Below are 21271 nucleotides of genomic sequence, written 5' to 3'. Positions count from 1 at the left end.
GTAATAGGTTGCCCTTCCGTGGTTCACACTAGGGAAGAGGAGGTTGAGTGATGGAAAAGGATAAGTACTATATCAATATGGGAACAAGAGAAATCTCTTTGAATCACGATGGGAACAATGATGACTTCACCATTTACGCGACAGAGGAAGAAGTGAAAGCTTTAAGAGAAGTCTTTGATGTGATCTATAATGCCGATGCTGAATCTTTTTGGCGGTCCCACGTTCCGTTTAACCCCTATCATAATGATCATGCGAATGATGAAGCAGACGTCGGTATAAAAAAAGCGTTTCAAAAGATTTATGATCTTGGAGATGAAACGACCAAGCATCATATCACAGAGATGGGAGTCCTGAATGATTGATGGATCCGCTTCTTGAAAGAGAAGCGGTCCTTCGTATCACGTCAGAACAAGCCGGGTATATCTACCGTGGGCTCTTCTGTATCCCCCACCTCCGTTTGGAATGTAAAAATATAAATGACCTACTTTAGCTGTTAATTCAAGGCTTGCAAGCGAATAGTCAAACGTCTTCAGATTAAATCGAATTTTTGAAGGAATGCACAAACACAAGCTTTACTTTGGGTAGCCCTGTCCCATAGATTCAATGGTCTGGTGAAAAGGCTCCTCCTTCTTGATGATTTGTTCTGTCTTGGTTTTTACCGCATACCTTTGTAAATCTTTGTTCACCTCAAAAGCTTCCGTTATAAATTCTTCGATATTCCTTGCTTCTGCACTTCCAAAAGCAATCAGAGTAGTAATAGAAAACAGACAAATTATTGTTGTATCGGAACGTTTCCGCAATTATAGATCCCCATTCCTTTTAGCTTTCTTTCTAATGAGCTGAATGGGATTATATTCTTCATATTTCTGTGAATTTCTCCAATATATTCAGGAAAGGAAGAAGTTTGCTTGCTGCCGGTTTGTATTTAGCGCTGCTTGTGGTACGATTTAAACAGGTAAAAGAAAGAACGTATATCAAGGATTAAAGGCAGTTGAGCAGACATGAAAACATTTTATGATTATTACCACAACCCTGTCCGGTTATCTTTTGAAGATCATCCTTTTTCCGAGACACCGAAACATGTGTGGGTGATATGCCGATACAAGGATCAATGGCTGCTCACCAAGCATAAAGATCGCGGTCTCGAATTTCCAGGTGGAAAAGTAGAAGAGGGGGAGTCAGCAGAAGACGCCGCTTTTCGAGAAGTTAGAGAAGAGACAGGGGCCATTATTTCCGATTTATCTTATATTGGTCAATACCATGTAGAAGGTAAAGGGGGAACGGTCATTAAGAATGTGTACTATGCAATGATTGAATCGATTGACGATCAGGATCATTATTTTGAGACACATGGTCCTGTACTGTTCCGTCATCTCCCGCGTAATTTAAAATCGAATGATCGTTTCAGTTTCATGATGAAAGATGAAGTGTTACCGGAGTGCTTGAAAAAGGTAGAAAAGTTTAACTAAACTTTTCTACCTTTTTTCTTGTGTTTATTCAACAATCTGGCAGGATTCTGTAAGACTCTATTTCAAGATGTTTGTGTGCGTTTAGGGGCTACGGGAAAAGGTTCGCTTTCCGTGGGCGAGTGATGAGCCTCCTCGAGCTGGAGTGGATAGAGAAGGCCCCGCTGGATGTCCAGCGGGGCCTTCTTATATATGAGGAGATGAGGAAACGATAGTTATGACCTGTGGTAGGTCGGTCCTGCTTTTTTGATTTCTTCGCTAGCATAGGTGAATTTCTTGAAGTTTTCGTGGAACTTGTTAGCTAATGACTTGGCACTCTGGTCATAGGCTTCAGCATCTGCCCAAGTTTTTCTTGGGAATAGAACTTCATCTGGCACACCAGGGCAGTGGGTAGGGATATTCAAGCCGAAAAATGGATCTTGATAGGTGTCAGCGGAGCTTAACTCCCCTTCTAAAGCGGCATGGATTATGGATCTTGTATAAGACAATTTGATTCTTTGACCTTCTCCGTAAGACCCTCCTGACCAACCTGTGTTGACCAAATAAACGTCTGCATTGAACTGGTCGATTTTTTCGCCAAGCATCTCTGCATAAGTGGAAGGTGGAAGTGGAAGGAACGGTGAACCGAAGCAAGCGGAAAAAGTGGCTTGTGGTTCTGTAATCCCTCGTTCCGTCCCGGCAAGTTTACTCGTGTACCCACTCAAGAAATGATACATGGCCTGCTCTTTGGTCAATTTACTAATTGGCGGAAGGACGCCAGTGGCATCAGCCGTTAGAAAGATAATGGCGTTCGGATGCCCGGCAATACTTGGTTGTACGATATTGTCGATATGCTCTAATGGATAAGCGGCTCTTGTATTTTCTGTCAGACTTGTGTCGTTGTAGTCAGGCTGATGAGTTTGTGGGTCCAGCACGACATTTTCCAGAACAGAACCAAAGTGAATGGCGTCAAAGATTTGAGGTTCCTTTTCGTGAGAAAGGTTAATGCATTTCGCGTAACAGCCACCCTCTATATTAAAGATTCCGTAGTTTGACCATGCATGCTCATCATCACCAATCAACCTGCGTTGGGGATCGGCGGATAATGTTGTTTTTCCTGTTCCTGAAAGGCCGAAGAATAATGCTACATCTCCTTCCTTTCCTACGTTTGCTGAACAGTGCATAGGCAGGACATTCTTCTCGGGAAGGATATAGTTCATGACGGAGAAAATGGACTTTTTAATTTCTCCCGCATATTCCGTTCCACCGATTAATACGATTCGGTGTTTAAAAGATATCATGATGAAAGCTTCTGAATTCGTTCCATCAATTTCTGGATTAGCTTTGAAGGTTGGAGCTGACACAACAGTAAACTCTGCTTCATGATTATCTATTTCTTTTTCATCCGGTCGAATGAACATCTGCTGTGCGAAAAGATTGTGCCAGGCGAACTCTGTAAGTACTTGAAGAGGCAGACGATAGCGTTCATCCGCTCCTGCATAGCCTTTAAATACAAATAGTTCATTCCGTTCTTTTAAGTAATCCAATACTTTATGATATAGTTTTACAAATGTTTGATCATCGATGGGCTGGTTGACAGCTCCCCATTGAACTTTATCTTTCGTCACATCATCCTGAACGATGAATTTATCTTTCGGAGATCTACCCGTATAAGTACCCGTCGTTGCCTGGATGGCCCCTTTTTCTGTCAGGGTACCTTCATTGCGGTATAGAATCATTTCCACTAAGTGTGGAACAGATAGCTGATGGTGGACATGTTCTTGGGCAAGTAATAGATTCAGTTCAGACATTTGATTAATGGTACTCATATGCGCCGACCCGCCTTTGCATTTAATTATGATCAACCTAATGTGAGATTAGTATAACACATTGAATTCATTCGTCCATACTGTACATGAAAAAGCTTACATTTTATTTATTCTGAATAATCAATCATAAAACCTACCCATTTGTACAAGAATCTGGCAGGATTCTGTAAGACTTGATTTCGAGACTTTTGTTAAGTTGATGGGGGCTGCGGGGAATGACTCGCTTTCCGCGGGAGCGCGGTGAGCCTCCTCGGACTACGTCCTGTGGGGTCTCACCAAGCACTCTCTTCCCGCAGGAGTCTCGCCATTCCCCTCCGCCCCTTTGCCATGGAAGTCTCTCTAAATCACTTCTGGAAAAATCAGCATGTATAATTGAATAAAGAGAAGAATATTAACACTTCCACGTCGGGTACTCAGGACGTAAAAGCTCGATCCATAGCGCTTCATACCTTCGTAGGAAGGGTGTTCTTTATTACATCGGTGTTGCTGGCATATGGAAGTTAACATCCTCCACTCCTTGTAGGTAAGCAGCTTAGTCCGGAAGTAGTTTCGAGATCCTCTTAAGGTCAAGGGGCGGATGGAAACGGTGAGACTCTTATGGGACGTGTGGGACAGGTGAGACCCAGGAAGGCCTAGCCTGAGGAGGCTCACCGCCCGCCCCATGGAAAGCGAACTGTTTCTCGGAGACCCTAAAATCTTACAAACATCTCGAAACTGAATCTTCCACAAACGGGAGCTTGTATGGATTAACTAGTTTTTGTTTTTTTTATTGAAAAAAGTGTTCTAATACTATATGTTCATTTCCTTTAAACGTTTACGAATAGGTTGGAAGAGATGGAATTCAATTGACATTAAAAAGCGTTTTCGATACGATAACGAAGAACGGATACTCTCTTATCCAGAGTTGGTGGAGGGACAGGCCCTTTGAAACCCAGCAACCGTCATGGACATGACACGGTGCTAACCTGAAGCAAGGAGTGATGCTCCTTGGACGATAAGAGCGAAAGGAAGCAGCCCCTTTCCTCGAATAGGAAAGGCTTTTTCTTTTTTTAAGGCACTTTTACCAACAGGTGGATGAGTTTTACCGACCTTCCCAGAATGAACCTGCCTTTTAATAAGAAATATTCGAACAGGTAACCCTGTGGATATTCCTATGTAAATGCTCCATTGGTTGTGAAAAGAGGCAACATGCAACATATATGAAACTTATAATAGTTTCTGCACATACTGGTAAAGAGTTCCGTCTAATACTTTGTACTTACAGAAGGAGGAGTTTTTAAGAATGCCTGCAAACCGCCGGTTATTCACATCAGAATCTGTTACGGAGGGACACCCGGACAAAATTTGTGATCAGATTTCTGATGCGATTTTAGATGAAATTTTAAAAAACGACCCTAACGCGAGGGTTGCATGTGAGACAACAGTGACAACGGGACTTGTACTGGTTTCCGGTGAGATTAGTACAAATACTTATGTAGATATTCCATCCATCGTCCGTCAGACGATTAAAGATATCGGTTACACTCGTGCTAAATACGGGTTTGATGCAGATACGTGTGCTGTTCTGACAGCGATTGATGAGCAGTCTCCTGATATTGCAGGTGGCGTGGATGTCGCTCTAGAATCCCGCGAAGGGAAAATGAGTGATGATGAGATTGAATCGATTGGTGCAGGAGACCAGGGATTGATGTTTGGTTTTGCTAACAATGAAACCAAAGAGTTGATGCCTCTGCCAATCTCCTTAGCTCATAAACTATCTAAACGGCTATCGGACGTAAGAAACGATGGGACACTCGATTATCTTCGTCCAGATGGGAAGACGCAAGTGACGGTAGAGTACGATGAGAACGATCAGCCAGTGCGTGTCGACACGATTGTTATTTCTACCCAGCACGCAGAAGAAGTGACGCTTAAGCAGATCCAGGAAGATTTGAAAAAGCATGTCATTGAGCCGATTGTACCTGAAGGATATATTGATGAAGCAACGAAATATTTTATTAACCCGACTGGACGTTTTGTTATTGGTGGTCCACAAGGGGATGCCGGGCTAACCGGAAGAAAGATCATCGTGGACACATATGGGGGTTATGCTCGACATGGCGGGGGAGCTTTCAGTGGTAAAGACGCTACGAAAGTGGACCGCTCTGCTGCATATGCTGCTCGTTATGTTGCGAAGAATATCGTAGCTGCAGGACTTGCCGATTCTGTAGAAGTTCAGCTTGCTTACGCGATCGGGGTTGCTCAGCCTGTTTCCATCGCCATTAACACAAACGGAACAGGTACAGTTTCTGAGGAGCAGCTAGTAGAAGCTGTACGTGACCTGTTCGACTTACGTCCAGCAGGCATCATTAAAATGTTGGATCTGCGTCGTCCGATCTATCGCCAAACGGCTGCTTATGGCCATTTCGGCCGTACAGATGTGGAGTTCCCTTGGGAGCGCACAGATAAAGCAGAAGAATTGAAGGCACGCTGCCAATAAGAAGAAAAAACCGTTCCAAACCTTTGTTTGGAACGGTTTTTTTGATTGGACGGGCACAACCATTATCCTCGTTGTTCTTTATAATATTGTCCTTTTTCTACATAGCTGTTTCTTATACGGTTCAGTTCCTTTATATCCTCTTCATTCAGTTCTCTTATGACTTTGGCAGGACGACCGAAGGCGAGAGTATTTGGAGGGATCACTTTCCCTGGAGGGACAAGGCTCCCGGCACCGATGAACGCTTGTTCTCCAATAACAGCACCATCCAGAATAAGAGACCCCATGCCGATCAGTGCGTTTTGTTTTACATGAGCAGAATGAAGCGTGACCTGATGACCAACGGTGACCCCATCTTCAATAATTAAAGGTTGGTCGGGACTTTGATGCAAGAGACTCAAATCTTGGATGTTGGTATTCTTGCCAATATGTACGGGAGCAACATCTCCCCTGATGACAGTCTTGAACCAAACACTGGCGTTTTCTTCAATGGTTACATCCCCTGTGATCACAGCGTCCTCTGCAATGTAGGCGGTCGGATGTATGTCAGGTATCTTTCCTTTATATTCGCAAATCATGAAAAACCCCCTTATACTATTATTGATAGTATAGCAGAAGAAAAGAGGGGAAATTGTGAAGAAAGTAGAATCAGTTAATGATCGTGCTACGGTTGTGCTCGTTCATGGAGCCTTTGAACACTCAGGGCGGTATCATGGACTGGTGGACCAACTACAAAAGGATGGGTTCTCTGTTATTTATGGAGATCTGCCAGGTCAAGGGCGCTCCTCAGGAAAGAGGGGGCATATTCGCTCGTTTGAGGATTATGTTAATACCATTATGATGTGGATCCAACAAGCAGACCCCAACAAAAAAATCTTTTTGATGGGGCATAGTATGGGTGGCCTTGCCGTTGTAAGGACGATGGAGATCGCACAACCGAATGTAGATGGTGTCATTCTTTCTTCTCCTGCATTAGGACTTTTGAAAAAGGCGAGTCTCCCCTTGGAAGTCCTTTCCTCTATTTTAAACACGTTCATTCCATCATTAAGAATTAAGGCCCCGCAGGATCCCGAATATATCACTCGTAATAAGGACAAAATTATAGAGTTTCAACAAGATCCTTTGATTATAGATAAAGTCTCTGTTCGCTGGTATCGTGAGTTTCAAAAAGCGACGAGAGAGGCGTTTTCTGATATCGAGCGTTTTCCTGATCTGCCATTACTAATGATGCAGGCCGAAGAAGATTATATGGTGAAGATCGAGAGCACAGCCGAATGGTTCGGTAAAGTTCCGGTAAAAGAAAAAAGGTATAAACAGTGGCCGGGCCTCTATCATGAAATATATAATGAGCCTGAATGGAAAGATGTCTATCAGCACACGCTATCCTTTTTAGAGGATCATCTAAAGTAAATCGGTGAGGAGGATTTCTTTTGACACGTGCAGTCCCAGGTAATGCCGTCTTTTTGATGTACAGAGTATACCGAAATATTTTTCCCGCTGTTCACAACGAATTATCTTACTGGATCGAGAAGGCGAAATCGATTCCTAACGAAGAACTTAGAAGTCAGGCTTTGGCAAGCATAGAAGAAAAGACGTTTCACTGTGAAGGTGGATCGATCTACTCCGTCCTTTCACGGGGCAACGATAAACAAACCATCCGCTTCATCGTTGCTTATCAAACCATTAGTGATTACTTGGACAACCTCTGTGATCGTAGCACCTCCATGGACCCGGACGATTTCCGCATGTTGCATGAATCAATGATTGACGCGCTAACTCCGGGGAATCCATTACAGGACTATTACCAATACCGGGAGGAGCAGGATGATGGAGGGTACCTTCATGACCTAGTGAGGACATGCCAGCAAGTTCTTTCAGAAGCGGAAGATTACCCAACCGTTAAGCAGCAAGCGGTAAAGTTAGGGAAGTTGTATGGGGATTTGCAAGTGCATAAGCATGTGATTGAAAATGAAAGGATTCCCAGACTGCAAAATTGGTTCAAACGCTATCAAGAGGAATGGCCAGAACTGAGCTGGTATGAGTTTTCGGCGTGTACAGGATCTACCTTAGGGATTTTTTGTCTTGTTTCCTATACGTTGAGTGGAAAGATGAACCCATCGTTATCCAATCAGATTGAAAGAAGTTATTTTCCTTATATGCAGGGATTACATATCTTGCTCGATTATTACATTGATCAAGAGGAAGATAAAAAAGAGGGGGATTTGAATTTTTGTTCTTACTACGACCATGAAGATGAAATGAAGAGACGTTTCAGGTACTTTGTTGAAAGGACGCACGAGGAAATCCAAAGGCTTCCAGATGCACCCTTTCACCAGATGATCCATGAAGGTCTTGTTGGTATGTATTTAGCTGATCGTAAAGTAGGCAGGCTTTCCAATGCTAAAGGCTTTGTGAAAGAGATGTTGAAAGTGAGTGGCAAAAAAGCAACATTCTTTTATTACAATACAAAGATGTACCATAAATTAAAGCCTGGTCGGGAGTTATAAGCGACCAGGCTTTTGTGTATGAATTTTTAAGAGAGCTTCTCGATCGCTAAGATAAATGGGGGAGTTCTCTTTTTATTAATGAATCCGTAATGAAGGACTTGGTAGAGCTTAGAATCCAACTCAGACACATAGTCCACAATGGCGTCTTTTTCTTCGGTTCCCCCGGGGTGTCCATGGTAAACAACGAGAACGATCACTCCGCCTTTTTTCAGAGTAGCCAGCACGTTTTCAACGGACTCGATGGTTCCTTCAGGTTTAGTGACTACACTTTTATCGCTGCCTGGCAGATATCCTAAATTGTATATAGCAGCGGATATATTGGTTAGGTGTTCGTCTTGTAGGTATTTTTGAACGTGCGCATGGGAATCATGGATAAGGGTTGTATGGTTTGCAAATCCATGCTTAACTAAACGCTCCTGAGTGTTGGAGATGGCTTTTTCCTGTACATCAAAGGCGTAAACATGACCTCTCTCTCCGACCAGTTCTGCTAGAAAAGTCGTGTCATGGCCATTGCCGCATGTTCCGTCTATGACGGCATCTCCAGGTTCTATTGTTTTTTTCATCAATGAATGGGCATAGTCTAAAATTCGTTCTATTGTCATGAGGCATCCTCCCATAGTGTTGTTCTTTAGTATTGTAGCACGAATAGAACGCTTATGTAGATGAGCGTATGCCGCTTGACAAAGCTGATTTCATTCATTAATATACGGTTATAATAGGATGACGTTGAAAAGGAGTAGTAGTGATTTTTTCAAGTGATAGAGAGGCAGCGGCTGGTGGAAGCTGTCCTTGAAGATTACGAACTCGCCTTGGATGTCGCAGAAGTGAACAAACAGTAGTTTCTGCCGGTGTGGTCGCCGTTATTGACGTCAAGTTGAACACATTAGTGTTAATTTGGGTGGTACCGCGGGAATCAAGCCTCTCGTCCCATATTGGGATGAGGGGCTTTTTATATTTTTTAGAGAGATTATGAGGAGGTAATGAAATGGCTTTTGATCATAAGACCATTGAAAAGAAATGGCAGAAATACTGGCTTGAAGAGAAGACATTCAAGACAGACAGCTATTCAGACAAAAATAAATTCTATGCGTTGGATATGTTCCCCTATCCATCTGGTGCAGGTTTACACGTAGGGCACCCGGAAGGATACACAGCTACAGATATCCTTTCCCGTATGAAGCGTATGCAAGGATATGAAGTGCTGCATCCGATTGGTTGGGACGCTTTCGGTCTTCCAGCAGAACAATATGCACTGGATACAGGAAATGACCCTGAAGAATTTACAAAACAAAACATCGACACGTTCCGTCGTCAAATACAGGAATTAGGTTTCTCCTATGATTGGGATCGTGAAGTGAATACAACAGATCCTGGTTATTATAAATGGACACAATGGATCTTTTTGAAACTCTATGAAAAAGGTCTCGCCTATATCGATGAAGTAGCGGTGAACTGGTGTCCGGCTTTAGGGACTGTACTCGCTAACGAAGAAGTCATAGACGGGCGAAGTGAACGAGGGGATCACCCGGTCGAACGTCGTCCGATGAAACAGTGGATGCTGAAAATCACGGCTTATGCAGATCGTCTTCTAGAAGACCTGGAAGATTTGGATTGGCCGGAAAGTATAAAAGATATGCAAAGAAATTGGATTGGAAAATCAGAAGGCGCAGAGGTGACTTTTGACATTGATGGTTTCGATCAATCCTTTGATGTCTTTACAACTCGTCCAGATACGTTGTTTGGAGCAACCTATGCCGTTGTTGCGCCTGAACACCCACTGGTCGATGTTATCGTCACTTCTGAACAGAAGGATGCGGTAGCCGAATATATCGAAAAAGCTCAGAACAAGAGTGATCTTGAGCGTACGGACTTGGCTAAAGATAAATCAGGTGTCTTCACTGGTGCTTATGCGATCAATCCAATCAATGGGGAGAAACTCCCGATCTGGGTAGCTGATTATGTACTGATGAGCTACGGCAGTGGGGCCATCATGGCGGTTCCTGCCCATGATGAAAGAGACTTTGAATTTGCTCAGAAATTTGATCTTCCAATCATTCCGGTTGTAGAAGGAGGAAATGTAGAGGAAGAAGCGTACACAGGAGATGGTCAACACATCAATTCTGACTTCCTGAACGGACTTGGGAAAAATGAAGCCATTACAAAAGCCATCCAGTGGCTTGAAGAAAACAGGAAAGGCAAGCAACAAACCACCTACCGACTTCGTGACTGGCTCTTCAGCCGTCAACGCTATTGGGGTGAGCCTATCCCTGTCATTCACTGGGAAGACGGGTCGATTACAGCAGTCAAAGAAGAAGAACTTCCTGTCAAACTTCCGAAGACTACAGAAATCAGACCGTCCGGTACAGGGGAGTCCCCGCTAGCAAATATTGATGAATGGGTCAATGTCGTGGATCCTGAAACAGGGATGAAGGGACGCAGAGAAACCAATACCATGCCTCAATGGGCGGGTAGCTGCTGGTATTACCTGCGTTATATTGATGCCAATAATGAAGAAACATTCGCGGATTACGAAGCATTGAAAAAATGGCTTCCTGTTGATGTTTATATTGGTGGTGCGGAGCACGCAGTACTTCACTTGTTGTATGCACGCTTCTGGCACAAAGTCCTTTACGATGCAGGAGTCGTGCCAACGAAAGAACCATTCCAAAAGCTATTCAACCAAGGCATGATCCTTGGAGAAAATAATGAAAAAATGAGTAAGTCCAAAGGGAATGTCGTCAATCCTGATGATATCGTCCACTCTCACGGAGCAGACACTCTGAGACTTTATGAAATGTTTATGGGGCCACTAGATGCTTCCGTGGCATGGTCTGAGAACGGTTTAGATGGTGCGCGTCGATTCCTTGATCGTGTATGGCGATTGTTCGTTACCGAAGGCGAATTGTCTGAATCCGTCAAACATAATACTGACGATAACACGTTGGAGAAGGTCTACCATGAAACCGTGAAAAAAGTGACGGAGAACTTCGAAGCGCTTCGGTTTAATACAGGTATTTCTCAAATGATGGTCTTCATCAATGATGGGTATAAAGCAGAAGTCTTACCGAAAGAGTATGTAGAAGGATTTGTTAAACTTCTCTCTCCTGTCGCTCCACACCTTGCAGAAGAACTTTGGCAAAAGCTTGGTCACTCAGAAACGATCAGCTATCAGCCTTGGCCGAAGTTTGATGAATCCAAACTCGTTGAAGATGAAGTGGAAATCGTTGTTCAGATTATGGGTAAAGTGCGTGCGAAAATGATGGTGAATAAAGAAGCTTCTAAAGAAGATCTCGAGAAGCAGGCACTTGAAAATGACGACGTCAAGCAGTGGCTGGAAGGTAAGACAATAAGGAAAGTTATTGCAGTACCAGGAAAGCTGGTTAACATTGTAGCGAATTAAATGGTTTGAAAGCGCCCTGTTCTTTAGAGCAGGGTGCTTTATTTGTAGTGGTCATATGCCTTGACTTTCATTAACAGTAAATTAGAATAAATGTGCAAACGATTAATATGGAGGGATAACCATGAATCAAATCAAAGAAATCACACCTCAACAAGTGGAAGAGAAAATAAACAATAACGATGACTTTACCCTGATCGATGTTAGAGAAGATGAAGAAGTAGCTCAAGGAATGGTGCCGAATGCTAAGCACATACGCCTTGGGGATATTCCTGAAAAAATAGAGAACCTTCCTAAAGATCAAGAGTATGTCATGATTTGCCGATCCGGTCGCCGTAGCATGAACGCAGCGGAGTTCATGAAAGAAAAAGGATTCGGGAACGTCCAAAACATGGAGGGCGGCATGTTGAAGTGGGAAGGTGAGCTCGTCTTTTAACAAGTCGGGTGTATGCGGTAAGCTCTTCAAATGATGTTTGTTGTGACGCTTCTATATTATGTAGACCTTTATAGTCCTACACAAAAGCCCTTTCCACAAGAAGGGGCTTTTAATTTTCTCTCTCCATGCTGCAGAGAAAAATTCATTCAAATAAATTCTATAAAACTATTGACGGTGGATTGAATGCGGTGTATTATAGGTAACGTTGCTTATTCAGCAGCGCAGAAAACATATCAACAAAAGATTTAATTCAACAAATTCTATTAAAACTATTGACGAGACATAGTCGATTATGCTAGAATTTGATTACTGTCGGGTGAGGCAGTACTTGATCTTTGAAAACTGAACGAACCAACCAGTACGTCAAAACATTTCTTCTTTATTGAAGAAATTTGAAACAAGCACATTCGGTGTGCAAATGAGCAAGTCAAACTTAACTTTTATGGAGAGTTTGATCCTGGCTCAGGACGAACGCTGGCGGCGTGCCTAATACATGCAAGTCGAGCGCGGGAAGCGAGTGGATCCCTTCGGGGTGAAGCTCGTGGAACGAGCGGCGGACGGGTGAGTAACACGTGGGCAACCTGCCTGTAAGATCGGAATAACCCCGGGAAACCGGGGCTAATGCCGGGTAATACTTTCTTTCGCATGAAGGAAAGTTGAAAGATGGCTTCTTGCTATCACTTACAGATGGGCCCGCGGCGCATTAGCTAGTTGGTGAGGTAACGGCTCACCAAGGCGACGATGCGTAGCCGACCTGAGAGGGTGATCGGCCACACTGGGACTGAGACACGGCCCAGACTCCTACGGGAGGCAGCAGTAGGGAATCTTCCGCAATGGACGAAAGTCTGACGGAGCAACGCCGCGTGAACGATGAAGGTCTTCGGATCGTAAAGTTCTGTTGTTAGGGAAGAACAAGTACCGTGCGAATAGAGCGGTACCTTGACGGTACCTAACGAGGAAGCCCCGGCTAACTACGTGCCAGCAGCCGCGGTAATACGTAGGGGGCAAGCGTTGTCCGGAATTATTGGGCGTAAAGCGCGCGCAGGCGGTTCCTTAAGTCTGATGTGAAAGCCCACGGCTCAACCGTGGAGGGTCATTGGAAACTGGGGAACTTGAGGACAGAAGAGGAGAGTGGAATTCCACGTGTAGCGGTGAAATGCGTAGATATGTGGAGGAACACCAGTGGCGAAGGCGACTCTCTGGTCTGTTTCTGACGCTGAGGTGCGAAAGCGTGGGTAGCAAACAGGATTAGATACCCTGGTAGTCCACGCCGTAAACGATGAGTGCTAGGTGTTAGGGGGCTTCCACCCCTTAGTGCTGAAGTTAACGCATTAAGCACTCCGCCTGGGGAGTACGGCCGCAAGGCTGAAACTCAAAGGAATTGACGGGGGCCCGCACAAGCGGTGGAGCATGTGGTTTAATTCGAAGCAACGCGAAGAACCTTACCAGGTCTTGACATCCTTGGACAACCCTAGAGATAGGGCTTTCCCTTCGGGGACCAAGTGACAGGTGGTGCATGGTTGTCGTCAGCTCGTGTCGTGAGATGTTGGGTTAAGTCCCGCAACGAGCGCAACCCCTAATCTTAGTTGCCAGCATTTAGTTGGGCACTCTAAGGTGACTGCCGGTGACAAACCGGAGGAAGGCGGGGATGACGTCAAATCATCATGCCCCTTATGACCTGGGCTACACACGTGCTACAATGGATGGTACAAAGGGCAGCGAAGCCGCGAGGTGTAGCAAATCCCATAAAACCATTCTCAGTTCGGATTGCAGGCTGCAACTCGCCTGCATGAAGCCGGAATCGCTAGTAATCGCGGATCAGCATGCCGCGGTGAATACGTTCCCGGGCCTTGTACACACCGCCCGTCACACCACGAGAGTTGGCAACACCCGAAGTCGGTGAGGTAACCTTTTTGGAGCCAGCCGCCGAAGGTGGGGCCAATGATTGGGGTGAAGTCGTAACAAGGTAGCCGTATCGGAAGGTGCGGCTGGATCACCTCCTTTCTAAGGATATAACGGAAACGTACTGTGTTGGTTGTTCAGTTTTGAGAGATCAAACGATCTTTCAACTTGTGAACCTTGAAAACTGGATAAGGAATCATTGTCTTCATCTAACGATGAGACATTTGATGACAAGACATCTAATTGAAATTGTAAACGTCTTTTCACGACGATAGTTAAGTGAATAAGGGCGCACGGTGGATGCCTTGGTACTAGGAGCCGATGAAGGACGGGACTAACACCGATATGCTCCGGCGAGCCGTAAGTAGGCTTTGACCCGGAGATTTCCGAATGGGGAAACCCACTGTTCGTAATGGAACAGTATCCTATACTGAATACATAGGTATAGGCAGGCACACCCGGGGAACTGAAACATCTAAGTACCCGGAGGAAGAGAAAGCAAACGCGATTTCCTGAGTAGCGGCGAGCGAAACGGAATCAGCCCAAACCAGAAAGCTTGCTTTCTGGGGTTGTAGGACACTCCATTGGAGTTATCAAGGAGGAAGATAGACGAATCGACCTGGAAAGGTCAGCCAGAGCAGGTAACAGCCCTGTAGTCAAAATCTTTCTCCCTCCGGAGTGGATCCTGAGTACGGCGGAACACGAGGAATTCCGTCGGAATCCGGGAGGACCATCTCCCAAGGCTAAATACTCCCTAGTGACCGATAGTGAACCAGTACCGTGAGGGAAAGGTGAAAAGCACCCCGGAAGGGGAGTGAAAGAGAACCTGAAACCGTGTGCCTACAAGTAGTCGGAGCCCGTTAATGGGTGACGGCGTGCCTTTTGTAGAATGAACCGGCGAGTTACGACCGTATGCGAGGTTAAGCAGTAGAAGCGGAGCCGCAGCGAAAGCGAGTCTGAATAGGGCGAGTGAGTATGCGGTCGTAGACCCGAAACCGTGTGATCTACCCATGTCCAGGGTGAAGGTCAGGTAACACTGACTGGAGGCCCGAACCCACGTAAGTTGAAAATTACGGGGATGAGGTGTGGGTAGGGGTGAAATGCCAATCGAACACGGAGATAGCTGGTTCTCTCCGAAATAGCTTTAGGGCTAGCCTCAGAATAGAAAGTCATGGAGGTAGAGCACTGATTGGACGAGGGGCCCCTATCGGGTTACCGAATTCAGTCAAACTCCGAATGCCATAGACTTTGTTCTGGGAGTCAGACCGTGGGTGATAAGGTTCATGGTCGAGAGGGAAACAGCCCAGACCGCCAGCTAAGGTCCCAAAGTGTGTGTTAAGTGGAAAAGGATGTGGAGTTGCTTAGACAACCAGGATGTTGGCTTAGAAGCAGCCATCATTCAAAGAGTGCGTAATAGCTCACTGGTCGAGTGACTCTGCGCCGAAAATGTACCGGGGCTAAACACACCACCGAAGCTGCGGATTGATCTTATGATCAGTGGTAGGAGAGCGTTCTAAGGGCCGTGAAGTCAGACCGTAAGGACTGGTGGAGCGCTTAGAAGTGAGAATGCCGGTATGAGTAGCGAAAAAAGAGTGAGAATCTCTTTCACCGAATGCCTAAGGTTTCCTGAGGAAGGCTCGTCCTCTCAGGGTTAGTCGGGACCTAAGCCGAGGCCGAAAGGCGTAGGCGATGGACAACAGGTTGATATTCCTGTACCACCTCCTTTCCGTTTGAACGACGGGGGGACGCAGGAGGATAAGGAGAGCGCGCCACTGGATGTGCGCGTCCAAGCAGTGAGACGGTCGGATAGGCAAATCCGTCCGGCAACGTCAAGCTGTGATGGGGAGGGAAATAAAGTACCGAAGCTCCTGAGTTCACACTGCCAAGAAAATCCTCTAGTGAGGAAAGAGGTGCCCGTACCGCAAACCGACACAGGTAGGCGAGGAGAGGATCCTAAGGTGAGCGGGAGAACTCTCGTTAAGGAACTCGGCAAAATGACCCCGTAACTTCGGGAGAAGGGGTGCTCCTCTGCCGAGGAGCCGCAGTGAAAAGGCCCAAGCGACTGTTTACCAAAAACACAGGTCTCTGCGAAGCCGTAAGGCGAAGTATAGGGGCTGACACCTGCCCGGTGCTGGAAGGTTAAGGGGATGCGTTAGCTTATGCGAAGCGTTGAACCGAAGCCCCAGTAAACGGCGGCCGTAACTATAACGGTCCTAAGGTAGCGAAATTCCTTGTCGGGTAAGTTCCGACCCGCACGAAAGGTGCAACGACTTGGGCACTGTCTCAACGAGAGACCCGGTGAAATTATACTATGTGTGAAGATGCACATTACCCGCGACAGGACGGAAAGACCCCGTGGAGCTTTACTGTAGCCTGATATTGAATGTTGGTACAGCTTGTACAGGATAGGTAGGAGCCTTGGAAGCCGGAGCGCTAGCTTCGGTGGAGGCGCTGGTGGGATACTACCCTGGCTGTACGGACATTCTAACCCAGGACCGTGATCCGGTCCGGAGACAGTGTCAGGTGGGCAGTTTGACTGGGGCGGTCGCCTCCCAAAAGGTAACGGAGGCGCCCAAAGGTTCCCTCAGAATGGTTGGAAATCATTCGCAGAGTGTAAAGGCACAAGGGAGCTTGACTGCGAGACCTACAAGTCGAGCAGGGACGAAAGTCGGGCTTAGTGATCCGGCGGTTCCGCATGGAAGGGCCGTCGCTCAACGGATAAAAGCTACCCCGGGGATAACAGGCTTATCTCCCCCAAGAGTCCACATCGACGGGGAGGTTTGGCACCTCGATGTCGGCTCATCGCATCCTGGGGCTGTAGTCGGTCCCAAGGGTTGGGCTGTTCGCCCATTAAAGCGGTACGCGAGCTGGGTTCAGAACGTCGTGAGACAGTTCGGTCCCTATCCGTCGTGGGCGTTGGAAATTTGAAAGGAGCTGTCCTTAGTACGAGAGGACCGGGATGGACACACCGCTGGTGTACCAGTTGTTCCGCCAGGAGCATCGCTGGGTAGCTACGTGTGGTCGGGATAAGTGCTGAAAGCATCTAAGCATGAAGCCCCCCTTGAGATGAGATTTCCCTTACCTATAAGGTAATAAGATCCCTCAGAGACGATGAGGTTGATAGGTCCGAGGTGGAAGCGTGGTGACACGTGGAGCTGACGGATACTAATGGATCGATGACTTATCTATCTAATTTCAATTAGTCGTGAAATACGTTCCTTTTTCAAAAAGATGTTTCCTTATCTAGTTTTGAGGGTTTACCTCAATCTTTATATTGATGTGGTGGTGAAGGCGAAGAGGTCACACCTGTTCCCATGCCGAACACAGCAGTTAAGCTCTTCAGCGCCGATGGTAGTCGGGTTTACCCCCGTGAGAGTAGGACGCCGCCACGTCATTAGACAACCCTTCAGGAATTTTCCTGAAGGGTTATTTATTTGATAGATTTCCTTTCAACATTTGATAGAATAATAGTATACATAGTTTTAACATTTTCCATCATAGTCTTTTTGCCAAGGCCCCATTTCAACCGATGTCACTCGGGCTGAAATGGTGATTGACGGTTTATTTCTGAATGGAAGGGTGTAAAAGATGGCAGAATTGGTTAGAAAAAGGAATACGTTTTGGAACTGGAAATATGCAGTGATGTTTTTATTAATCCCGATTGGCTTTTATTTGGTATCTTTAAAAGAGGAAATCAGTTTTCTTCAACATGTCTTTTTCGTAGGGATTATCGTTTGGCTGGCGTTTGTTGGAGTCTTTGGGATCACCAACCGTTTCGAAAGGCTGAAAGTGTATGGCTTCTTATACTTATCTAGTAGTCTTCTTTTCGCTTATTTAGGACTTGTATTTATTTGGTAGAAGATATTGAGTATCCGACTATTCCTCGTTATACTGAGAGGGAGAATGTATGTTCGGAGGGAACCCTATGCAATTAGTGCGTTGGAGCTACTCGAGAAGAAAGATGGTCCGAGGGTATTTTGATAAATTTCCTCATTCGACCGTTTATTTTAGACGAATTCGTAGGTTTTATATTGTGTATATGGTGGATTGGGATGAGACCGATCCTTTTGTTTCTCAGGAAGATCGTGAGGAAATGCAGTATTTGATCAATGAGGAATTAGGCAGACTGAAAGAATATGAACAAAGAAAGTCGAGAAAGGGATAACCCTCTCTCGACTTTTTTACTTCAAAATTACTATTGGTGCCCTCTTATCTTAGGGAATCCATTTCAAAACCGTGTTGGGGAGGATTAAGCTCTTGTTCCGCTTTTATCCCCAAACCCATAAACGATAAGGGTGCCTGCACTATTTAAGCCATAGCTTCCCAAGCTGCGTGCATACCTGCGACTCTTCCGGTTACCATAGCAGATGTGATATTGTATCCCCCTGTGTAGCCGTGAATATCAAGGATCTCCCCGCAGAAGTAGAGGCGGTCCATAAGCTTGGATTGCATCGTATTCGGTACAATTTCTTTAATCGAAACACCGCCCCCAGTAACGAAGGCTTTTTCAATCGGCTGGGAGTCATGAACATGAACATGAAAATTCTTAAGCATGTGCGTGAAATCCCGTAATTTCTCATTTGAGATGTTGGCAGATTTCTCGTCAGGAGCTATGTTGGATTGCTCAAGAGCGAAATCAAGCAGTCGTTCTGGTACTAAGCCCTTCATAACATTTCGGAAGGTTTTCTTAGCGTGTTCTTCCATCATCTTCTGGAAGTTTTCAAGTAGGACGTTTTCTTTCTCATCTGGAAGAGCATCAATTTCAATGGTCACAGGTCGGTGGCCTTTCATGAACTCTTTCACGACATATTGAGAGCACCTTAAAATAGCAGGGCCTGATAAGCCAAAGTGAGTGAACAACATGTCCATACGGTGGGTGACAATTTTCTTATTTTTTTCATTTAACACAGAAACATCAACATCTCTGAGTGAGAGACCTTGCAACGTCTTCTGCTTAATAAATGGATCCTTGGAAAGAAGGGGGACCTCAGTCGGGAATAGCTCGGTAATGGTATGTCCCGCTTTTTTTGCCCATGCGTATCCATCCCCCGTGGAGCCGGTATGAGGCACAGCTTTCCCTCCTACAGCGAGGATCAGGGAACGGGTCACAATCTTTTCCTCTGATTTTAAAATGACTTCATGTTCATTTTCCCCGTAATGGATCGCCTCCACCGGGGTTTCTGTCCGAACTTCAATATTCAATTCTTTCATACGGTCCAAAAGGGCTTGGACCACATCTTTGGCCTTGTTGCTGACTGGAAACATTCTTCCGTGATCTTCTTCTTTCAGTGCTACACCGAGTCCTTCGAAGAAATCGATGATGTCATAATTGTTAAATACTGAGAAAGGGCTGTATAGAAACTTCCCATTCCCAGGAATATGTTTGATGACTTCATCTTCGGGGAGTCGGTTGGTGACGTTACACCGTCCTCCTCCGGATATGGCAAGCTTTTTTCCTAGCTTTTTTCCTTTATCGATCAATAGCGTGTCGACACCTTGCTCGGCTGCCGCAATTGCAGCCATAAGTCCTGAAGGGCCTCCGCCTATGACAGTTACTTGATAAGTCATGGATGTCTTCCTTTCTTAGGTCATTCGTTCCTTGTTCTTCCTTTATCTATGATAAAATAGATGAGGTCGATTCTACAATAAAATTGAAGGTGAAAAGCGAATTATGTCAAAGATACTTAAAGGTACGATGTTATTAACGGCCGGAACATTTTTGTCAAAGTTTCTAGGAATGATTTATACCGTTCCGTTTGAAAATATGGTAGGTACAGAAGGAACTGATTTATTTTCAATCGCCTATGTCCCCTACAGTATATTACTTAGTCTTTCCAGTATGGGGGTACCTGTAGCTGTCTCCAAGTTTGTGTCAAAGTATAACTCTTTGGGAGACTATGAAACAGGAAGAAAGATGTTAAAAGCCGGTTTGACGCTTATGTCCATTACTGGTGTAATGGCATTCTTAATTTTATTCTTTTCTGCAGAACAGGTGGCTGCGTGGACGGTTGGTGAAAACTCTGACCGCCTTGGACATGCCACAATGGTCATACAAATGGTCAGCTTTGCATTGCTAGTCATCCCGCCGATGAGTATTACTAGAGGATTCTTCCAAGGACATGAATCCATGGCGCCTACAGCCGTATCGCAGGTGATTGAACAAATTGTAAGGATTGTGTTCTTGCTTACGTCTGTATTTATTATCGTTCAAGTTCTAGAAGGGACAACTCCCCAAGCCGTCGGTTTTGCAACCTTTGCTGCATTCATTGGTGGAATTGCTTCTTGTATTGTCCTTTATTGGTATTGGAGAAAAAGAAAACCGTTTTTGGATCGGCAGTTAGAGGCTCAGGAGTACACGTATGGACTATCCAATAAGGAAATGTTCAAAGAGTTGTTCGCCTATGCAGGACCATTCATTTTAGTGGGAATTGCTACACCGCTCTATCAGCTTGTTGATCAGTTTACATTAGAAAAAGCCATCAAAGCTTCTGGTTTGGAGTATGAAAATGCTTTTTCCATCATTAATTTCTTGAGTCATAAATTGATCATGATCCCGGTTACGTTAGGACTTGGATTATCCTTAGCTCTTTTACCGGCTATTACCCAGGCTTTTACTAAAAATGAGATGAACCGTTTGAATCATCAGATCAACCAGGCATTGCAAATTGTAGCCTTGTTAATCATCCCCGCTGTCGTGGGTCTCTCAGTCGTCGCTTATGAGGCCTATGGCACATTCTATGGGGTGGATGAGCTTGCATACCGAGGAAGTCTATTACGCTGGTATGCTCCTGTAGGATTGTTCCTTGCGTTGTACACCGTAACCTCATCCATTCTACAAGGCATCAACAAACAGAACTTTGCTGTCATAAGTCTTGGAACAGGCATACTGTTAAAGGTTGGGTTGAACTGGTGGCTTATTCAACTATTTGGAGCAAGAGGCGCGATCCTAGCAACAGGTATCGGGGTTGCTGCAGCTGTCATTCTCAACTTTTGGCGGATTTTCACTTCCATTGAATTTTCCTACCAACAGTTGTTTAAGAGAACGTTGCTCGTTCTAATTTTGACTACAATTATGGCTGTCGTTGTGCTGTTTTTCAAATGGTTACTTGGCTTCCTTCTAGAACCTATGGAAAGCAGATTGGATGCTTTGATTGTTCTCGTCTTAAGTATTGGAGCTGGAGGTCTTGTTTACCTGTGGTTAACCTATCAGACGACATTGCTTGAGCGTATCTTAGGTGGACGAGTTCGTGTACTGGATAGATTTTTGAAAAGAGGATAA

The 21271-nt window shown here is 45.2% G+C and carries 15 protein-coding genes, 3 rRNA genes, 1 riboswitch and 1 other annotated feature; of the genes, 13 read left to right on the top strand and 5 right to left on the bottom strand.

Going from position 1 to position 21271, the window contains the following annotated elements:
- Nucleotides 1-50: 50 nt before the first annotated feature.
- Nucleotides 51-362, top strand: a complete 312-nt coding sequence (locus tag ACXACN_RS10090) for a hydrolase (protein ID WP_474964189.1) — start codon at nt 51-53, stop codon at nt 360-362.
- 210 nt (nt 363-572) lie between these two features.
- Here ACXACN_RS10090 and ACXACN_RS10085 read toward each other — a convergent pair whose 3' ends face one another.
- A complete protein-coding gene (locus ACXACN_RS10085) occupies nt 573-800 on the bottom strand; it encodes a hypothetical protein (protein WP_474964187.1) in 228 nt (75 codons plus the stop codon).
- A gap of 201 nt (nt 801-1001) precedes the next feature.
- On the opposite strand from ACXACN_RS10085, the gene ytkD reads away from it, so the two are divergent.
- A complete protein-coding gene (gene ytkD / locus ACXACN_RS10080; protein ID WP_474964185.1) occupies nt 1002-1469 on the top strand; it encodes an RNA deprotection pyrophosphohydrolase in 468 nt (155 codons plus the stop codon).
- A 212-nt stretch (nt 1470-1681) separates the two neighbouring features.
- Here the strand turns inward: ytkD and pckA are convergent, their stop codons facing one another.
- Nucleotides 1682-3274: a phosphoenolpyruvate carboxykinase (ATP) gene (pckA, locus tag ACXACN_RS10075; RefSeq protein ID WP_474964183.1), complete on the bottom strand. Its 1593-nt coding sequence runs from the start codon at nt 3272-3274 to the stop codon at nt 1682-1684.
- A gap of 891 nt (nt 3275-4165) precedes the next feature.
- A riboswitch (SAM riboswitch) is annotated at nt 4166-4275 on the top strand.
- Between the two features lie 281 nt (nt 4276-4556).
- On the opposite strand from pckA, the gene metK reads away from it, so the two are divergent.
- Entirely contained in the window at nt 4557-5753 is a 1197-nt protein-coding gene (gene metK / locus ACXACN_RS10070; protein ID WP_474964182.1) for a methionine adenosyltransferase, read from the top strand.
- A 62-nt stretch (nt 5754-5815) separates the two neighbouring features.
- Here the strand turns inward: metK and ACXACN_RS10065 are convergent, their stop codons facing one another.
- Nucleotides 5816-6328 carry a gamma carbonic anhydrase gene (locus ACXACN_RS10065; RefSeq protein ID WP_474964180.1) on the bottom strand — a complete coding sequence of 171 codons (513 nt, stop codon included), beginning with the start codon at nt 6326-6328 and terminating at the stop codon, nt 5816-5818.
- A gap of 55 nt (nt 6329-6383) precedes the next feature.
- On the opposite strand from ACXACN_RS10065, the gene ACXACN_RS10060 reads away from it, so the two are divergent.
- Both ACXACN_RS10060 and ACXACN_RS10055 read left to right on the top strand, forming a co-directional pair.
- Entirely contained in the window at nt 6384-7160 is a 777-nt protein-coding gene (locus tag ACXACN_RS10060) for a lysophospholipase (RefSeq protein ID WP_474964178.1), read from the top strand.
- A 56-nt stretch (nt 7161-7216) separates the two neighbouring features.
- The gene (locus tag ACXACN_RS10055) at nt 7217-8257 is read left to right on the top strand and encodes a tetraprenyl-beta-curcumene synthase family protein (RefSeq protein ID WP_474966847.1); all 1041 of its coding nucleotides are present in this window, start codon (nt 7217-7219) and stop codon (nt 8255-8257) included.
- A gap of 26 nt (nt 8258-8283) precedes the next feature.
- Here ACXACN_RS10055 and mnmM read toward each other — a convergent pair whose 3' ends face one another.
- Entirely contained in the window at nt 8284-8859 is a 576-nt protein-coding gene (gene mnmM / locus ACXACN_RS10050) for a tRNA 5-(aminomethyl)-2-thiouridylate-methyltransferase MnmM (RefSeq protein ID WP_474964177.1), read from the bottom strand.
- 115 nt (nt 8860-8974) lie between these two features.
- Nucleotides 8975-9190 (top strand) — a binding site (T-box leader).
- A 52-nt stretch (nt 9191-9242) separates the two neighbouring features.
- On the opposite strand from mnmM, the gene leuS reads away from it, so the two are divergent.
- The 7 genes from leuS to ACXACN_RS10015 all read left to right on the top strand — a co-directional run bounded on the left by leuS (nt 9243) and on the right by ACXACN_RS10015 (nt 18157).
- Nucleotides 9243-11657 carry a leucine--tRNA ligase gene (leuS, locus tag ACXACN_RS10045; RefSeq protein ID WP_474964175.1) on the top strand — a complete coding sequence of 805 codons (2415 nt, stop codon included), beginning with the start codon at nt 9243-9245 and terminating at the stop codon, nt 11655-11657.
- Nucleotides 11658-11778: 121 nt separating this feature from the next.
- Nucleotides 11779-12090, top strand: coding sequence for a rhodanese-like domain-containing protein (locus tag ACXACN_RS10040; protein ID WP_474964173.1), 312 nt, complete (start codon nt 11779-11781; stop codon nt 12088-12090).
- Between the two features lie 439 nt (nt 12091-12529).
- Nucleotides 12530-14094 (top strand): 16S ribosomal RNA (locus ACXACN_RS10035).
- A 171-nt stretch (nt 14095-14265) separates the two neighbouring features.
- Nucleotides 14266-17181, top strand: a 23S ribosomal RNA gene (locus tag ACXACN_RS10030).
- A gap of 89 nt (nt 17182-17270) precedes the next feature.
- Nucleotides 17271-17384, top strand: a 5S ribosomal RNA gene (gene rrf, locus ACXACN_RS10025).
- The 16S, 23S and 5S rRNA genes sit together here, the layout of an rRNA operon.
- Before the next feature lie 196 nt (nt 17385-17580).
- Nucleotides 17581-17850 (top strand): hypothetical protein, encoded by a 270-nt coding sequence (locus ACXACN_RS10020; protein ID WP_474964171.1) that lies wholly within the window; start codon nt 17581-17583, stop codon nt 17848-17850.
- 67 nt (nt 17851-17917) lie between these two features.
- Nucleotides 17918-18157 carry a hypothetical protein gene (locus ACXACN_RS10015; protein ID WP_474964169.1) on the top strand — a complete coding sequence of 80 codons (240 nt, stop codon included), beginning with the start codon at nt 17918-17920 and terminating at the stop codon, nt 18155-18157.
- Nucleotides 18158-18300: 143 nt separating this feature from the next.
- Here the strand turns inward: ACXACN_RS10015 and ACXACN_RS10010 are convergent, their stop codons facing one another.
- Entirely contained in the window at nt 18301-19560 is a 1260-nt protein-coding gene (locus ACXACN_RS10010; RefSeq protein ID WP_474964167.1) for a BaiN/RdsA family NAD(P)/FAD-dependent oxidoreductase, read from the bottom strand.
- A gap of 103 nt (nt 19561-19663) precedes the next feature.
- Here ACXACN_RS10010 and ACXACN_RS10005 point away from each other — a divergent pair, with 103 nt between their 5' ends.
- Nucleotides 19664-21271 carry a putative polysaccharide biosynthesis protein gene (locus ACXACN_RS10005; protein ID WP_474964165.1) on the top strand — a complete coding sequence of 536 codons (1608 nt, stop codon included), beginning with the start codon at nt 19664-19666 and terminating at the stop codon, nt 21269-21271.

The organism is Halobacillus sp. AWM4_238, from assembly GCF_056158265.1.
The sequence above is the reverse complement of the archived record's forward strand: the minus strand, read 5'-3'. Positions and strand labels throughout refer to the sequence as shown.